The sequence below is a fragment of the Bizionia myxarmorum genome, from assembly GCF_008086205.1.
Lineage (GTDB): Bacteria > Bacteroidota > Bacteroidia > Flavobacteriales > Flavobacteriaceae > Algorimicrobium > Algorimicrobium myxarmorum.
In genome coordinates, this window is record NZ_VSKK01000001.1 from 1,170,901 (window position 1) to 1,187,743 (window position 16,843).

Sequence of the window (16,843 nt, forward strand, 5' to 3'; positions counted from 1 at the left end):
TCACCAAAAGAATTTTTATAAAAAATCGTTTTGTAGTTTTACAACTTTAAAATAAACGATGAATTTAATAATAGATGTTGGTAATACGCTAGCCAAATTAGCTGTCTTTCAGAACGATGAGTTGATTGATAAGGTCCAAAGTGTTTTAGACGATTTCGAAATTAATTTTGAAATACTTCTAAAAAAGTATCCTAAAATAGATAAAGGCATCCTGTCTTCGGTCGGTTTACTTAACAATAAGCAGTTGCAATTGGTTCAAAAAAGCTTAAATGTGCTAATCTTAAATGGCGAAACATCCTTGCCATTTATTAACAATTATAAAACGCCTCAAACTTTGGGCGTGGATCGGATTGCCTTAGTAAGTGCAGCCGTTAAAAACTTTCCAACTCAAAATATCTTAATAATTGATGTGGGAACCTGTGTTACTTATGATTTTCTTTCAGAGGCCAACCATTATTTAGGCGGCGCTATTTCGCCAGGCTTAAGACTTCGATATACGGCTTTAAATAATTTAACAGCTAATTTACCGTTACTTACTAAAGAGATGCCTGAAACTATAACTGGAGATACCACAAAATCCGCTATTCACTCGGGAATTGTTAATGGTATTTTGTTTGAAATTGATGGGGTGATAGAAACCTATCAAAATAAATATTCAAATTTAACAGTTATTTTAACAGGAGGAGACGCTAATTTTTTGTCTAAACAATTAAAAAGTAGCATATTTGCCCATTCTAATTTCTTATTAGAAGGTTTAAACCACATTTTACAATATAATTCAAACGAATGATTAAAAAACTGGTAGTAGTTTTTATTGCTGTATTTGCAATTAAAAGTTATGCGCAAGAAGGTACAGCATCACCCTATTCTTTTTATGGAATTGGAAGCTTGAAATTCAAAGGTACTGTGGAAAATCGCAGTATGGGAGGTTTAAGTATTTACACCGATAGTATTCACCTAAATCTACGAAATCCTGCCTCTTATGGTAGTGCTAATTTAGCGGTTTATGGTAATGAAAACAGACCGGTTACGTTTTCAGTAGCTGGATCTCACTCCCGATTAAAACTTAAAAGTGATTCTGGAGAAGACAATTTAAAATCGTCAACCTTCGATTATATATCCATGGCTTTGCCACTTGGAAGGTTAGGAGTTGGTATTGGATTAATTCCATATACATCTGTTGGCTATAAATTGGAAACTCGAAATAATGACATGAGTTTAAATGAGCGTTTTCGTGGCGAAGGTGGCGTTAACAGAACCTATTTATCTGCTGGATATTATATTAATAAAAATTTCAGTGTTGGTGTAGATTTGAATTATAACTTCGGAAATATTCTAAACAACACAATTGTTTTTGATTATGATACGAATGATAATACATTATTACAATATCAATCACGAGAAACAAACCGTTCTGATTTAACGGGTGTTAGTTTAAATTTTGGTTTAACCTATCAAACCATGATTACAGATAATTTAGAATTGAAATCTGGCTTTACCTATACGCCTGAAACAAGCTTGAAATCTAAAAACAAGCGCGCTTTTAGTTCTATAATTTTCAATCCAGAAACAGGACAAGAATTATTAGTTGATACAATTGATGCGGATTTAGCAGCGTCAGGTTTGGATGAAACTGATTTTATTTTACCAGCTAAATATTCTTTTGGTGCTGGTATTGGACAACCAAGAATTTGGTTTGTGGGTGCTGAATACACCTTCCAAAACACTAAAGATTTTAAAAATGAGTTATATGGTGATGCCGGTGTGGACTATTCCAACAGTTCAACTATTGCATTAGGTGGATTTTTTATTCCAAAATATAATTCATTTTCAAGTTACTATAAACGAGTTGTTTACAGGGCTGGACTGCGTTATGAGTCGTCTGGTTTGAATATCAATAACACCTCTATTGATGAGTTTGGCATATCTTTTGGAGTAGGACTACCAGTAGGAGCTGATTTCTTCTCGAATGCCAACCTAGGTATAGAATACGGAAAGCGTGGAACTACTAATAACAATTTAATACAAGAGAACTTTTTAAATTTTAGTTTGAGTTTATCCTTAAATGATAGATGGTTCCAAAAGAAAAGATATGATTAACACCTTTATTACAAAAACTATGAAAACGAAAATCACATTATTAGCCGTGATGCTATTTTTAGGCTTTCAAGCTGTAAATGCGCAACAAGATGAGGAATGCATGACCAAGCTCTCCATTTTCTCTGAATATGCTAAAGCGAAAAATTTTGACGCCGCTTATGAACCTTGGATGTATGTTAGAACTAACTGTCCAAAATTACATAAGGCTATTTATAGCCAAGGGTCTGATATATTAGATTATAAAATTAGTAACGCAACAGGTGCTGATAAAGTAAACTTTATTAAGGATTTAGCCAAGTTGTATGAAGAGCGTCAGGTTCATTTTGCTAGTGATTCGCCAGTTGGTGAATACCAAACTAAAGCGTGTCAGTTACAATATGACAATAAAGAGGCTTTAGGTCTTTCAGATTTGGAGTTGTACAACTGTTTTGATGCGGTATTTACTTCAGATAAGGAGAACTTTACCAATCCTAAATCATTATATACCTACTTTTCATTAATGGTAGATTTATATGATGCGGGTAGTAAATCAGATGCTGACTTATTTAATAAGTATGATGATGTTGCTGAAAAAATTCAAACAGAAGTAGGTAACTATTCAGAAAAATTAAATGTTCTTATTGAAAAAGTTGAAGCTGGAACAGATTTAACTAGTAAAGAAGCTAGTTACCAAAGATCATATGAAAGTTATTTAAATGCTTATGATCAAGTTGCAACTGGTGTAGATAAAAAATTAGGAGATCGCGCAAACTGTGAAAACTTAATTCCATTATACCAAAAAGGCTTTGAAGACAACAAAACAAATGCGGTTTGGTTACAACGTGCTGCTGGTAAAATGTCTGAAAAAGAATGTACTGATGATCCGTTATTCTTTAAATTAGTAAACGCTTATCATGAAATTAGCCCATCGGCAAATTCAGCTTACTATTTAGCAATCTTAAAAGATAAAGAAGGTAAGGTAAACGAAGCATTGTCTTTCTATGAGCAAGCTGTTAGTTTAGAAACTGATAAATTCAAGAAGGCTAGATTAAACGAAAAAATTGGTGATAAGTTAAGAGGAAAAGGTCGTTATGGAAATGCGCGTACTTATTACATGAAGTCTTTACAATTAAACCCATCAAACGGTCGTCCACACTTACGTATTGCAGCAATGTATAGCTCAAGTGCAAATGACTGTGGAGATAGCAACTTTAACAAGCGTGCGGTATTCTGGTTAGCTGCAGACGAAGCTGAAAAAGCTGGTCGTGTAGATCCAACAATGAAAAGTGCCGCTGCACAATCTGCTGCTAGTTACAGGGCAAATGCGCCACAGAAATCAGAGATTTTCCAATCTGGAATGTCTGGAAAAACTATTAATATTGGATGTTGGATTGGTAAATCTGTTACCGTACCTACAATCTAATGATTGTTTTAAAAAATCATATATACAAAACCATAGTCATAGCAGTTGCTTTGACTATGGTTTTTTCTTGTAAAAACAATTTTGACAACGTTAAAAAAATTGGTGTTTCGGAAAATGCGCCTATTGGTGTTGCCGAAAACATGAATTTGAAATATACAGATTCAGGTCGGGTTACGGCCAATTTACGAAGTCCAAAAATGTTAGATTTCTCAAATAGAGATTTTCCGTTTTCTGAATTTCCAAATCATGTAGAGCTAGATTTATTTGATGATGACAACCAAAAAAGCACCATTACTGCCGATTATGCCATTATTTACGATAAAACAGGCTTAATTGATATGCAGGGAAATGTGGTTTTGGCTTCTTCTAAAAAAGATACCTTATATGCCGAACAATTGTATTATGATCAAAATAGAGAATGGCTGTTTACCAATCAACCTATTACATTTAAATCCAAGGGGAATATTTTAAAAGGTAATATATTTGATTCCAATGTTAAATTCACGGAAGTTCAACTTACGGAATCAAAAGAAGGTGTTATATTAATTGATGAATAACATCAGTATAAAATTAAAGAATGGAAACCTCATGAATTGTAAAGGCATGAGGTTTTTTTATTTACCTTTGTTTTTAATTTCAACTCAAAATTATCAAGATGAAAATCTTTAAGTTTTTTCAGTATGCCTATTTATTTTTTGCCGCACTATTTATTTATGTGGCAGTTCAAAAATATATAGACGCCGAAATAATAGATTACTTATCCTTATTATTAGCGGCTACCGCTATCTTTATGTTTTTCTTTAGGAAGAAATTTAATACACGTTTCGAAGACAGAGATCGGAAATAGCCTATGAATCCAGATGTTATTATCATAATTACATCCTTAATCCTTTCCGCTTTCTTTTCAGGTATGGAAATTGCCTACGTGTCTTCTAATAAAATTCACATTGAAATTGAAAAAAAGCAAAGTGGCTTATTGGCTAAAATATTATCCAAACTAACCGCCAAACCTTCCAAGTTTATTGCTACCATGCTTATTGGTAATAATATTGCTCTGGTAGTTTATGGTTTTTTTATGGGCGATTTGCTTGTGGCGTGGTTTAAATCCATGCTGCCGTCCTCTATTGGTATTGTAAATTATCTGTTGATAGATTTTAGTTTGTTCACACAAACAGTGATATCTACACTGATAATCTTAATCACAGCCGAATTTCTGCCCAAAGTATTCTTTCAAATTTATGCCAATTCACTGCTGAAAATATTGGCTTTGCCAGCCTATTTCTTTTACCTTTTATTTTCGTGGGTTAGCGATTTCATTATTTGGATAACCGATTTCGTTCTAAAAAAATTCTTTAAAACAGAAGGCGATCAAGTGCAGCTAGCCTTTACAAAAATTGAATTGGGTCATTATATCAGTGAGCAAATGGAATCATCAGAACCGCACGATGATGTAGATACTGAAATTCAAATATTTCAAAATGCTTTGGAGTTTTCAGAAGTGAAAGCCCGTGAAGTTATGGTACCAAGAACCGAGATAATTGCTATTGACGTAAGTAAATCTTTAAAAGCCATTAACCTTAGATTCACTGAAACAGGTATTTCTAAAATATTGGTTTACAAAGAAAACATTGATGAAATATTGGGTTATGTGCATTCCTTTGAACTCTTTAAAAAACCGGCAACGCTTAAATCCATTATAAGACCTGTTGAATTTGTGCCAGAAACCATGCTAATTAAAGATGTTTTAAGCGCTTTAATTAAGAAACGCAAGAGTATTGCTGTGGTTTTAGATGAGTACGGTGGTACGGCTGGAATAATGACTGTAGAAGATATTGTTGAAGAACTCTTTGGTGAAATAGAAGACGAACACGATACCGTTGTCTTAACCGAAGAAAAAATTGATGATGAAAATTACTTATTTTCTGCCCGTTTGGAAGTGGATTACCTCAATGAAACTTACAAGTTAAATTTGCCAGAAAGTGAAAATTATGAAACGCTCGGTGGCTTAATTGTGGACTTTACAGAAGGTATTCCCGAGAAAGGTGAAATTGTTATAACCGAGGACTTTCAGTTTAATATTTTAGAAGTTTCTACCACAAAAATCGATTTAGTTAAACTCAAAATTCTAGAGCAAGACTAGTTTCCTGATAATTAAAATAATTTATGCCAATTTCTACTTTTATTATTAAATAGAAAATGGTATTTTCGCGCACTATATCGTAAAAAATTTAAATGACAGATGGCAGTTTTAAATAAAATTAGACAACGCTCACTTTTCTTAATCTTAATTATTGCATTAGCATTATTTGCTTTTGTATTATCAGATTTATTTAGAAACAGTGATGCGCTTTCAGCAAAATCTCAAAACGTAGTTGCTACTATTAATGGTAAAGACATTACACGTGTAGACTTTATGCAAAAAGTAGAAAATGCAACCCGCCAAATGGGAGGTCAAGCTACTTCAACACAAATAATGAACCGCGTTTGGGAACAAGAGGTTCGAAATGCTGTTTTAGAAACGGAATTCGAAAAATTAGGTATTACGGTTGAAAGAGAGCAAATGCGTGATATTTTACGTACTAATTTAGCCACTAATCCAGATTTCCAAAACGAAGCTGGTCTTTTTGACGATAATAAATTAACGGAATACATTGCTAACCTTAAAGCAACTTCAGCCATTGCTTACCAACAATGGATTGATTACGAAAATTCTATTGCTGTAAACGCGTTGCAGCAAAATTACTTTAACATGGTTAAAGCGGGAATGATTGGAACAATTGCAGAAGGGAAGTTAGAGCATAAACTAGAAGGTGATAATGTGGATATTAAATTTGTGCAAATTGCATATGCTTCAATTCCTGATAGTACTATTACAGTTTCAAAATCGGAAATTGAATCTTATATGAAAAAACATAAGAAACAATACGAAGTTGAAGAATCTAGAGACTTACAATACGTGCAATTCAAAGAAGAAGCATCTGTAGAAGATGAAGCGGAAATGGAAAAGGACATTATCAAGTTTAAAACAGATCAAGCGGAATTTGTAAATGGCAGAACTGATACCATTCAAGCGTTTTCTAAAGTTAAAGACCATGTGAACTATATTAATTTTGTAGCAAACTCTGACATTAAATTTGACGATCGTTTTATTAAAAAAACAGCTTTACCAGAAGCCGTTGCAGAAGACATTTTCAACTTAAACGTTGGTGATGTTTACGGTCCATACAAGGATAACGGTTTTATTAAGTTAACAAAGGTTGTTGCAGTAGCGCAATTACCAGACTCGGTTAAAGCAAGACATATTTTAATTCCTTTTGTGGGTTCACGTTCACAATCTGAAACTACAACGCAAACGGAAGATGAAGCTAAAAAAACAGCAGATAGTATAATGAGCGTTGTTAAAGCAGACAAGAAGAAGTTTGTTTCTTTATTAGATTTCTCATCAGATAAAGTAAGTAATGAAAAAGAAGGTGTTTTAGATTGGTTTACATACGATGCTATGGTTCCTGAATTTAGAGATTTCGCTTTTACAAATGATGAAGGTACTGTAGGTGTTGTGAAATCTGATTTCGGTTTCCATGTTATAGAAATTTTAGGTCAGAAAAATAAGCAACGTGCTATTAAAATTGGAACTATAGCTAGAAAAGTAGAGCCATCTGAACAAACAGTAAATAATGTGTTTAGAGATGCTTCTAACTTTGAAATAGGTTTAGAGAAAAAAGATTTTATTGCATTAGCGAAAGAGAAAGATCTTGAAACACGTCCAGTAAATACCATTAAAGTATTAGATGAAAATATCCCAGGTTTAGGAAATCAACGTGCTATTACGCGTTGGGCTTTTGAAAGTGGAACGGATATAGGCGATTATAAGCGTTTTAATGTACCAGGCGGTTATGCTATTGTACAGTTAACGTCTAAAAATAAAGCAGGAATGATGAAATCAGAAGATGCATCAGTAACAGCTTTGCCAGCAATTCGTAAACAAAAGAAAGCAGAACAAATTAAGAGTAGAATTTCTGCTACAACATTAGAAGCTGTTGCTTCTGCTGAAAATACATCAGTGCGTTCTGCATTAGCAATTAATATGAAAAACCCGACTATTTCAGGTGCAGGAAACGAACCAAAAGTGGTTGGTTATGCTTTTGGAATGAAAGAAGGTCAAACCTCAAAATTAATTGAAGGAGAAAAAGGAGTTTATATGATTCTTGTAGAAAAGGTTACGCCTGCTGCAGAATTAGATAACTACCAAGGTGTCGCAAATCAAGTGCAGTCAACTAAAGCTAGTGCCGTAAATACTAATTTGTATCCAGCCTTAAAAGAGGTTGCTAAAATTGAAGATAACCGCGCAAATACTGTTCAATAATTTAGTTAGTACTTAAATTATTTTAGAAAGGCTTTACCAATGTGTAAGGCCTTTTTTATTTTATAGAATTAAATCTTGGTATCGTAAAATAGTATGAAATCCTTTAGCTTTAAAATAAGCTGTTGGATTTTCTGAAGAAGACGCTAATATAAAATCACCACCCCAAGCGCCAAGGCTTTTTAGTTCTCCATTAAAATCGGGAAACAAACGGGATTTGACAGTTGGCTGATTAATGAGTTTTGAAATAATAGACTCATGCTGGATAATTAACGAATTGAAATCTGATAATTCCTTGCAAATAATAATTTGCTCTGTTATTTCACTAATTTCTGAAAGCGCTAGCGTATTTGTTTTGGACGTTTTTCTATAACTCGCAATCCCATCTCGGCTATTCTGCTTTTGATTTAAATAAACAAAATAGAGATTGTCTTTAAAAACAGGATTAAAATGAATAGGCTGGATATGTCGCTTTTCATTTATTAACTGATAGGTAATAGCCGTATTGTGTTTTGCACAAGCCATATCATAACCGCTGCCACCAAATGTTTTGTCTAATAACTGATACGGATCTATTTTTGCCCAATCGGCAATATTGTTTAAAAGCGTAGAAGAAGAACCCAAACCCCAATCTTTAGGAAATGTTAAGCGACTTTCTATGTCATAACCGGAATTTAAAAATTCTGGATTTAAGTGTTTCGCAGTTTCCAGAATTTGAATTAAACGTTCGGAAATAGGATTGTTTTGCAACGCGCTAATTATAGTGCCTTCAGAAATGGTAAAAGTGTCTTCAAACCAAATGGAACCTTTTTCACCCGTGCTTTTCCAAAGAATGCTTTTGGAGTCTGTTGCTTTTACATCTAAAAATTGCCCGTATTTAGTGGGTACAGCCAAAGCTTTGGCGCCATCCAAAACCACATATTCTCCTGTGAGCAGTAATTTACCATTGCTATAAAAGCTTTCCATGTTTAGATGCGTATTTTCTGAAGTGATATTTAATTTTTTTTTATTGACGAATGGCTTCAATAGCTTCCACAACCGCTCTATGGGTTACCACATGCGTTTTAAAATGATGGATTATAGCTATCTTTTCTTTGTCTGTGGCATTAAATTGATTTAAAATATTCATTAAATGCATTTTCATATGACCTTCTTGAATGCCCGTTGTAGTCAATGAACGTAGCGCTGCAAAGTTTTGTGCTAATCCAGCAACGGCAACTATTTCCATCAATTCTTTAGCAGATGGATTGTGTAATAATTCCATAGCAAATTTCACTAAAGGATGCAATCCTGTTAAACCGCCAACGGTTCCCAACGCTAAAGGAATTTCCATCCAAAAGGTAAATAGTCCGTTTTCTACTTTGGCATGCGTTAAACTGCGATATTGGCCATCTCGAGAAGCATAGGCATGAACGCCAGCTTCTACAGCACGAAAATCATTACCTGTAGCTAAAACAACAGCATCAATACCATTCATGATACCTTTATTATGAGTCACGGCGCGAAAAGGTTCTATTTCGGCAATATTTACGGCTTGCACAAATTTTTGAGCAAAGGCCTCGGGATCTATATTTTTAGAATCGGATAATTCTTTGACAGGACAAGAAACTTCCGCGCGAACGATACAATTTGGAACATAATTAGATAAAATGCTCATTACAATTTCTATCTGTTTTTCGGCTTCGGAGAAATTTTCAAAAAGCATCGCTTCTCGCTTAAAAGTCGTTGCAAATTGCTCCAAACACGAGTTGATAAAATTGGCGCCCATGGCATCCAACGTTTCAAAAGTGGCGTGTAATTGGTAATATCCATCTAAATCTTTTGTTTTATTACGCAGTTCAATATCTAGAATACCGCCGCCGCGTTTTTCCATGTTTTCTGTAATGGATTTGGCATCTGCAAATAATTTTGGTTTTACTGTATCAAAAAATTGCTTTAATGTTTCGGCATTACCATGAAACATAAAATGTACCTGACCAATTTTGGTAGTCGATAAAACTTCGGCTTTAAAACCGCCGCGATCCAACCAAAATTTAGCCGCTTTACTGGCGGCTGCAACTACAGAACTTTCTTCAATAGCCATGGGAATGGTATGCAGTTTTCCATTAATTAGAAAATTAGGAGCTACACCAAATGGTAAATAATAATTGGTAATGGTGTTTTCAATAAATTCATCATGAAGCTGTTGCAACTTGCTGTCTGAATTCCAATATTGTTTTAAGGTGTTTTTGGCGTCTTCTTGGTTGGTGAAATAAGTCGTCACAATCCAATCGATTTTCTCTGATTTCGATAATTTTGAAAAGCCTGATATAGATGTATTCATTCGGGTTTTGTTGAAAATGTAAAGATACTATTAATGTATGAGTTCTGTAAACAATGGGTATTTAAGTGTTAATAAATACGGTTTTTACCTTATTTTTTAGTAAACTTGACATATTTTTATTCTTAATATTATTTTTAATGAAATTCACAAAACAACTTCTGTTAGTTTGCTTTATTACAAGCCTTGCTTCAACGGCTCAAAATACTAAAATTTCACTTGAAGACATTTGGTCAGGCACTTTTAGAACACAAGGCATGGACGCTTTACATTCTATGAACAATGGTCAGCAATATTCAGTGCTAAATTTTGATAGAGCTGCTGGTTCAACAACTATTGACGTTTACGATTACAAAACCTTAAATAAGGTGTCAACATTGGTAAATTCTAGTAATTTGGAAGCTATTAAATACTTTTCAGATTACACGTTTAGCGATGATGAAAGTCAGATACTTTTAGCAACTGACGTGGAATCTATTTTTAGACGTTCTTCTTTAGGTATGTATTATATATATGATACCAAAACCAAGCAAGTAACTCTGGTGGCTGCAGAAAAAATTCAAGAGCCTACTTTCTCGCCAGACGGTGCTAAATTAGCCTACGGTTATAATAATAATTTGTTTGTAAAAGATTTAAAAACGGGAAACACGCAACAGATAACCTTTGATGGTGAAAAAAATAAAATAATTAACGGTATTACGGATTGGGTTTACGAGGAGGAATTTGGTTTCGTTCGTGCCTTTGAATGGAATGCTGCCAGTAATAAAATTGCCTTTATTCGTTTTGATGAAGCAAACGTTCCAGAATTTTCTATGGATGTTTATGGCAAGGATTTATACCAAACCCAAAACGTGTTTAAATATCCAAAAGCAGGTGAGCCAAATGCTATTGTGTCTTTGCATATTTATGATGTGAATGCAGATGAATTAAAAGATGTTAAGGTAAGTAAGACTTATAGTGATTTTTATATTCCAAGAATAGAATGGACCAATAAAGCTGATATTTTAAGTGCGCAATATATGAACAGACATCAAGATGAATTGGATGTATGGTTTGTAAATGCCCAAACAAATACGACAGAATTGATTTTGGAAGAACATGATAATGCCTATGTTGATGTTACGGAAAACTTAACTTTTTTAGAAGACCACAGCTTTATTTGGACCAGTGAAAAAGATGGGTATAATCATATTTATCATTATGATGAAACAGGGAAATTGATTAACCAAATAACGAAAGGTAATTGGGAAGTTACTAATTATTACGGTTATGATGCGAAACATAAAACTATATTCTACCAGTCTACAGAAAATGGTTCTATCAATCGCGATGTGTATTCAATTAAATTAAATGGTCGCGATAAAATGCGTTTGTCAACCAATGAAGGAACTAATAGTGCTTCTTTTAGTGCAGATTTTTCTTATTTCATTAATACTTTCTCAAGTGCTTCCAAGGCGCCTGTTTACACTTTAAATAATGCGAAAAACGGAAAAGAAATTAAATTAATTAAGGACAATACAGCTCTAGAAAACAAACTGAAAGACTATGTTATGTCGGAAAAAGAATTTTCTACTATCGCCATTAATGGCAACGATTTAAATATGTGGATGATTAAACCAGCTAATTTTGATCCTTCTAAATCCTATCCTTTATTTATGTTTCAATATTCAGGTCCAGGATCACAAAGTGTTTCGAACACTTGGAATAGTGCAAACGACTATTGGTATCAATTTTTAGCCCAAAAGGGATATATTATTGCTTGTGTGGATGGTCGTGGAACTGGGTATAAAGGTGCTGAATTTAAGAAAGTAACTCAAAAAGAACTCGGAAAATTCGAAGTGGAAGATCAAATAGATGCCGCTAAAAAATTAGGAGCTGAATCTTATATTGATGCATCTCGTATAGGAATCTGGGGTTGGAGCTATGGTGGCTTTATGAGTAGTAACGCTTTGTTTAAAGGAAATGATGTTTTTAAAATGGCTATTGCTGTGGCACCTGTTACAAGCTGGCGTTTTTACGATTCTATTTATACAGAACGTTATATGACAACGCCTCAAGAAAATCCAAGTGGTTATGATGAAAATTCACCAATCAATCACGTTGATAAATTAAAAGGCGATTTCTTATTAATCCACGGAACGGGTGATGATAACGTACATGTTCAAAACACCATGCGTATGGTGGAAGCATTAATTCAAGCGGATAAGCAATTTGAATGGATGATTTATCCAGATAAAAACCACGGAATTTACGGCGGAAATACACGTTTACATTTATATAAAAAGATGACTAATTTTATTGACAAAACTTTAGGCGATAAAATAAGCGAGTAAAATTATAAGTAACTTCGGCTTAATATTTAAATAACTAACAACTACTAACTAATAGATACAATTATGGCAAATACGACTCAGGTGATACATAGAAAAGAACTTTTTGGACATCCAGTAGGTCTTTTTATCCTGTTTTTCACAGAAATGTGGGAGCGTTTTTCTTATTATGGAATGCGTGGTATTTTGGTTTTATATATGGCAGCTTCGGCTACAGCTATAGATCCAGGATTAGGCTGGTCCAATAAAGACGCGCTTTGGCTATATGGTTGGTATACTATGTTAGTGTATGTGGCCTCTATTCCTGGAGGTTGGATTGCCGATAAGTTTTTAGGACAAAAGAAAACTGTAATGGTAGGTGGTGCTTTACTATGTGTTGGTCATGGTATTTTGGCAATCCCGCAAAGTTGGGCCTTTTTCACGGGTCTTTCTTTAATTATTTTAGGGGTAGGAGGACTAAAGCCAAATATTTCAACTATGGTTGGTGGTTTGTATCATGAAGGCGATATTCGTCGGGATAGTGGTTTTACCATTTTCTATATTGGTATTAACATTGGAGCGTTTTTAGCAAGTATAACAGTTGGATTAGTAGCTTATTACTACGGATGGCATTACGGATTTGGTTTAGCAGGTATTGGTATGTTAGTTGGTCAGGCCGTATTTATTTGGGGACAGAAATTCTTAAAAGGTGTTGGTGAATTTACCGGTGGAAGTGAAGCTACAGAAGCCGAGCGTTTAGCAGCTAAACGACCTTTAAATAAAATTGAAAAAGATCGTGTTATTGTTCTATTAATATCTTTCTTAATTGTAGTGGTATTCTGGGGTGCTTTTGAGCAAGCCGGCGGATTAATGAATCTTTACACAGATGCCAAAGTCGATAGAAATATTGGATTAAGTTGGTTACAAGAAATTCCAGCAGCCGTATTCCAATCGCTTAACGCGGGTTATATTATCATTTTTGGGACCATTGTAGGTGGTTTCTGGATTTGGTGGAAAAAGAAAGGGAAAGAATCATCTTCCATTTTCAAAATGGCTATTGGTACTATTATCATGGGACTTGGTTATGTGTTTATGATGTTTGCATCACAAGAAGCAAGTGCTGAAACGTTTGGTAAAGCAGCCATGTATTGGATTTTCTTGGCCTATTTATTCCATACTATTGGAGAGCTATGTACATCACCAGTATCCTTATCATTTATTACCAAATTGGCACCATTAAAATACGCATCTATTATGATGGGTGTTTATTTTGCAGCCACTGGTTTTGGAAACAAGTTAGCTGGAACTATTGGTGAATCTTCCCAATTAGAATCTTTTACAGGAGAAATGATTGTTAGTAAACAAGACGTTTTGCCGTTTATTTCTAAAGACTCTATGAAAGTGAAAAACCTTAAGAATGAGGTGGTAAAGATTTATGATTATCCAATAAATGAAGATAAAAATTTTAGCATCAGGTCTAAAGTTTATCCAGAAAATGGTCAAGTGATTTTCAAAGATTATACGTCTTTAAAAGATTTAAACGGGTTGTTTAATATGTCTGATGGAGATGATTCCAACACTAAAAAATTACTTCAAGATTTAATTGAAAATAATGTTACGGCTTCTAATCCTTATCATGCGAAACTGGTATTTGAAAAAGATATGGATAAGGCGCAAATTTCAGAAAATAAGGGAGATGGTAAAGATTACGGTGTGTCTTTTGTTTTAGAAGAAGAACAAAGTGAGCAAGAGTTTGCAACGTTTATGTGGTTAACTATATTTACAGTCGCATTCGGACTATTGTTGTTATTATTCTTGAAGAAATTGAAGAAATTAACACATGGTGCCGAAGATAATGAGCGCGAAATTGGAGACGAAAATGAAGGCTATGAAGTAGCAGAACCTACCAACAATTAAACATAACGTATATGAATACTGACATTGAAAATTTATTTAAGGATACAGTAATTGGCCACCCAGCTGGATTATTTGTCATCTTCTTTACTGAAATGTGGGAGCGTTTTTCATTCTATGGAATGCGAATTCTTTTAATTTTATTTTTAACGGCACCTTTAGTAGGTGGCAATGCAGGTTGGGGATGGACAAGCGAAAATGCCTTATCTCTAATCGGTACATATGGTTCACTATTATACCTTACGCCAATTCTTGGCGGATGGATTGCAGATAATTATACGGGATATCGCGTAGCTGTAGTAATAGGTTGCTTACTTATGACTTTAGGTCACGCTGCTATGGCTTTTGAAACTACAAACACTTTTTACATAGGCTTAGGTCTTCTAATAATAGGTACTGGTTTTTTTAAGCCCAATATGACGTCTATGATTTCTGATATGTACAAAGGTAAGGAGTCCAAAAAAGATGGCGCCTATACTATCTATTACATGGGTGTTAATGCTGGTGCTTTCTTCGGAATGATGCTTTGTGGTTATTTAGCAGAAAACTACGGTTGGAGCTATGGGTTTGGTTTAGCTGGAATATTCATGCTATTAGGTTTAATTCAATTTTGGTTAGCAAAAGATCTTTTTGGAAAAATTGGTGGAAAGCCATCTGGAGTTCATGAAGTAGAGTTGCCTCAAAATATTAATGAGGAAAGTCCAAAGGAACACGATACGTCTGCAGTTGCTAAAGAAAAACTGAATCCATTTACAATGTTTGATAAAGTGTTAATCCTTTTATCTTCTGTGGGAGGATTATTGTACTTATTTAATGATCCACTAGAAAAAATTGAGAATACCAATTTACTACCTTTTACAGTAGGTAATATGAGTGGTTCCAATTTTGTGGTACTTTCAGCATTAATTTTATTTCTAATTTTATTAGTTACTAGAATTTCACGCTATTTGCCAATCGTGAGAGATCGTATTATTGCGGTTTCTATATTTGGAGTTTTCACCGTATTTTTCTTTGCATTCTTTGAACAGGCATTAGGATCTATGACCTTATTTGCAAGAGACTATACGGATAGAAGTTTAGTTGGTAATTCTGCCATGATATTCAAAATTGTTGATTTGCTGTTAACAACGGTTCCATTAATGATTATTACTTGGGTACTGATTCTTTTAGCTAAAAAAACATATAAAAAAATAGGCTTGTCTAACGTTTTTCTAGCTATTTCATTTATAGGTTTATGGATTTTGGTAATTTTCAGATTGATCGATAAATTTTCACAGGATGGAAACGAGGTGGACGCTTCTTGGTTTGGGATTCTGAATTCATTCTTTATAATAACATTGGCGCCTCTGTTTTCGAAATGGTGGGAAAGTAAATACAATCCAAGTGCCGCCATGAAATATGGTATTGGTTTAATTTTATTAGGATTAGGTTTTGCGTTTTTATCATATGGTACTGGCGATGTACCTCAAGGAGCCAAAACAGCCTCTGTAAGCATGATATTTCTAATTGTAGCATTCCTATTCCATACTATGGGAGAATTGTGCATTTCACCTGTAGGATTGTCCTATTTAAGTAAATTGGTTCCTGGTAGAATGATTGGTTTTATGTTTGGAATTTGGTATTTGGCTATCGCTATTGGCCAAAAAGCTGCGGGAAAAATGGGAGGAATGATTGACTCTATAAGCGAGCAATACTCTTTAAGTATTTTCTTTTTAATATTTACTTTAGTTCCTTTAGGAGTGGGTGTCATTTCCATGCTTCTTAACCCATTGCTTAAAAAATTAATGCACGGTGTGCGTTAATTGATAAAATTGTTAAAATTGATATAAAACGCGCCCTTTTGGCGCGTTTTTTGTAAGTTCGAAACCTATATAACAACAAAGACAACATGAGAAAAATATATATCACTTTAATGCTAGTCGTTGGTTTTTCCGCCGTAGGAATAGCACAAGAAATTAATTGGTTAACTTTGGAGGAAGCCGTTAAACTTCAAAAGAAAAATCCTAAAAAGATTATGATGGATATGTACACCAATTGGTGTGGTCCTTGTAAAATGCTTGATAAAAACACCTTTCAAAATAAAGATGTTGCTGATTATGTAAATAAATATTTTTATGCTGTAAAGTTTAATGCAGAAGGTAATGACGTAGTAAATTTTAATGGGAAAACATATACGAATCCTAATTATAATCCCGCCAAAGCGAATAATCGAAACTCTGGGCATGAATTAGCGCGTTATTTTAGTGTTCGCTCTTATCCAACAATTATTTATTTAGCGGAAGATGGAAGTTTGTTGGCGCCTGTAATTGGTTACCAAACGCCACAGCAATTGGAACTGTACCTAAAGTTATTTAAAAATAATGATCATGCAGCTTTCAAAACGCAGCAAGATTTTCAAGCTTATGCCCAAGCTTTTAAACCCGAATTTAAAAACTAGC

Annotated in this window: 13 protein-coding genes; 11 read left to right on the forward strand and 2 right to left on the reverse strand. The window is 34.1% G+C overall.

Features of this window, described 5'->3' with window-relative positions; all coding sequences use genetic code 11:
* Positions 1-58: 58 nt before the first annotated feature.
* The 7 genes from ES674_RS05275 (at position 59) to ES674_RS05305 (ending at position 7,865) form a co-directional block, all read left to right on the forward strand.
* Complete coding sequence (locus tag ES674_RS05275) at positions 59-790, forward strand: type III pantothenate kinase (RefSeq protein ID WP_148402924.1); 732 nt, start codon at positions 59-61, stop codon at positions 788-790.
* The gene (locus ES674_RS05280) at positions 787-2,100 is read left to right on the forward strand and encodes a hypothetical protein (RefSeq protein WP_148402925.1); all 1,314 of its coding nucleotides are present in this window, start codon (positions 787-789) and stop codon (positions 2,098-2,100) included. The genes ES674_RS05275 and ES674_RS05280 overlap by 4 nt, the downstream gene beginning before the upstream one ends.
* 19 nt (positions 2,101-2,119) lie before the next feature.
* On the forward strand, positions 2,120-3,502 hold the full coding sequence (locus tag ES674_RS05285) for a hypothetical protein (protein ID WP_148402926.1): 1,383 nt from the start codon (positions 2,120-2,122) through the stop codon (positions 3,500-3,502).
* Positions 3,502-4,059, forward strand: coding sequence for an LPS export ABC transporter periplasmic protein LptC (gene lptC, locus ES674_RS05290; protein ID WP_148402927.1), 558 nt, complete (start codon positions 3,502-3,504; stop codon positions 4,057-4,059). The genes ES674_RS05285 and lptC overlap by 1 nt, the downstream gene beginning before the upstream one ends.
* 98 nt (positions 4,060-4,157) lie before the next feature.
* Complete coding sequence (locus ES674_RS05295) at positions 4,158-4,349, forward strand: hypothetical protein (protein ID WP_148402928.1); 192 nt, start codon at positions 4,158-4,160, stop codon at positions 4,347-4,349.
* 3 nt (positions 4,350-4,352) lie between these two features.
* Complete coding sequence (locus ES674_RS05300; RefSeq protein ID WP_148402929.1) at positions 4,353-5,642, forward strand: hemolysin family protein; 1,290 nt, start codon at positions 4,353-4,355, stop codon at positions 5,640-5,642.
* A gap of 99 nt (positions 5,643-5,741) precedes the next feature.
* Positions 5,742-7,865, forward strand: a complete 2,124-nt coding sequence (locus ES674_RS05305) for a peptidylprolyl isomerase (protein ID WP_148402930.1) — start codon at positions 5,742-5,744, stop codon at positions 7,863-7,865.
* 60 nt (positions 7,866-7,925) lie between these two features.
* On the opposite strand, the gene ES674_RS05310 is transcribed toward ES674_RS05305, so the two are convergent.
* Both ES674_RS05310 and ES674_RS05315 read right to left on the reverse strand, forming a co-directional pair.
* On the reverse strand, positions 7,926-8,828 hold the full coding sequence (locus ES674_RS05310; protein ID WP_148402931.1) for a GYDIA family GHMP kinase: 903 nt from the start codon (positions 8,826-8,828) through the stop codon (positions 7,926-7,928).
* Positions 8,829-8,868: 40 nt separating this feature from the next.
* Entirely contained in the window at positions 8,869-10,185 is a 1,317-nt protein-coding gene (locus ES674_RS05315; protein WP_148402932.1) for a hydroxymethylglutaryl-CoA reductase, degradative, read from the reverse strand.
* Positions 10,186-10,322: 137 nt separating this feature from the next.
* Here ES674_RS05315 and ES674_RS05320 point away from each other — a divergent pair, with 137 nt between their 5' ends.
* From ES674_RS05320 to ES674_RS05335, 4 genes are all read left to right on the forward strand, one after another.
* Entirely contained in the window at positions 10,323-12,515 is a 2,193-nt protein-coding gene (locus ES674_RS05320) for a S9 family peptidase (protein ID WP_148402933.1), read from the forward strand.
* Positions 12,516-12,578: 63 nt separating this feature from the next.
* A complete protein-coding gene (locus ES674_RS05325; RefSeq protein WP_148402934.1) occupies positions 12,579-14,408 on the forward strand; it encodes a peptide MFS transporter in 1,830 nt (609 codons plus the stop codon).
* Positions 14,409-14,419: 11 nt separating this feature from the next.
* Entirely contained in the window at positions 14,420-16,207 is a 1,788-nt protein-coding gene (locus ES674_RS05330) for a peptide MFS transporter (protein WP_148402935.1), read from the forward strand.
* A gap of 86 nt (positions 16,208-16,293) precedes the next feature.
* A complete protein-coding gene (locus ES674_RS05335) occupies positions 16,294-16,842 on the forward strand; it encodes a thioredoxin family protein (RefSeq protein ID WP_148402936.1) in 549 nt (182 codons plus the stop codon).
* Position 16,843: the final 1 nt, after the last annotated feature.

Excerpts from the sequence above, each read along its gene's own strand:
- ES674_RS05275 (WP_148402924.1), top strand. The coding sequence starts at position 59 with ATGAATTTAATAATAGATGTTGGTAATACGCTAGCCAAATTAGCTGTC.
- ES674_RS05280 (WP_148402925.1), top strand. The coding sequence starts at position 787 with ATGATTAAAAAACTGGTAGTAGTTTTTATTGCTGTATTTGCAATTAAA.
- ES674_RS05285 (WP_148402926.1), top strand. The coding sequence starts at position 2,120 with ATGAAAACGAAAATCACATTATTAGCCGTGATGCTATTTTTAGGCTTT.
- lptC (WP_148402927.1), top strand. The coding sequence starts at position 3,502 with ATGATTGTTTTAAAAAATCATATATACAAAACCATAGTCATAGCAGTT.
- ES674_RS05295 (WP_148402928.1), top strand. The coding sequence starts at position 4,158 with ATGAAAATCTTTAAGTTTTTTCAGTATGCCTATTTATTTTTTGCCGCA.
- ES674_RS05300 (WP_148402929.1), top strand. The coding sequence starts at position 4,353 with ATGAATCCAGATGTTATTATCATAATTACATCCTTAATCCTTTCCGCT.
- ES674_RS05305 (WP_148402930.1), top strand. The coding sequence starts at position 5,742 with ATGGCAGTTTTAAATAAAATTAGACAACGCTCACTTTTCTTAATCTTA.
- ES674_RS05310 (WP_148402931.1), bottom strand. The coding sequence starts at position 8,828 with ATGGAAAGCTTTTATAGCAATGGTAAATTACTGCTCACAGGAGAATAT.
- ES674_RS05315 (WP_148402932.1), bottom strand. The coding sequence starts at position 10,185 with ATGAATACATCTATATCAGGCTTTTCAAAATTATCGAAATCAGAGAAA.
- ES674_RS05320 (WP_148402933.1), top strand. The coding sequence starts at position 10,323 with ATGAAATTCACAAAACAACTTCTGTTAGTTTGCTTTATTACAAGCCTT.
- ES674_RS05325 (WP_148402934.1), top strand. The coding sequence starts at position 12,579 with ATGGCAAATACGACTCAGGTGATACATAGAAAAGAACTTTTTGGACAT.
- ES674_RS05330 (WP_148402935.1), top strand. The coding sequence starts at position 14,420 with ATGAATACTGACATTGAAAATTTATTTAAGGATACAGTAATTGGCCAC.
- ES674_RS05335 (WP_148402936.1), top strand. The coding sequence starts at position 16,294 with ATGAGAAAAATATATATCACTTTAATGCTAGTCGTTGGTTTTTCCGCC.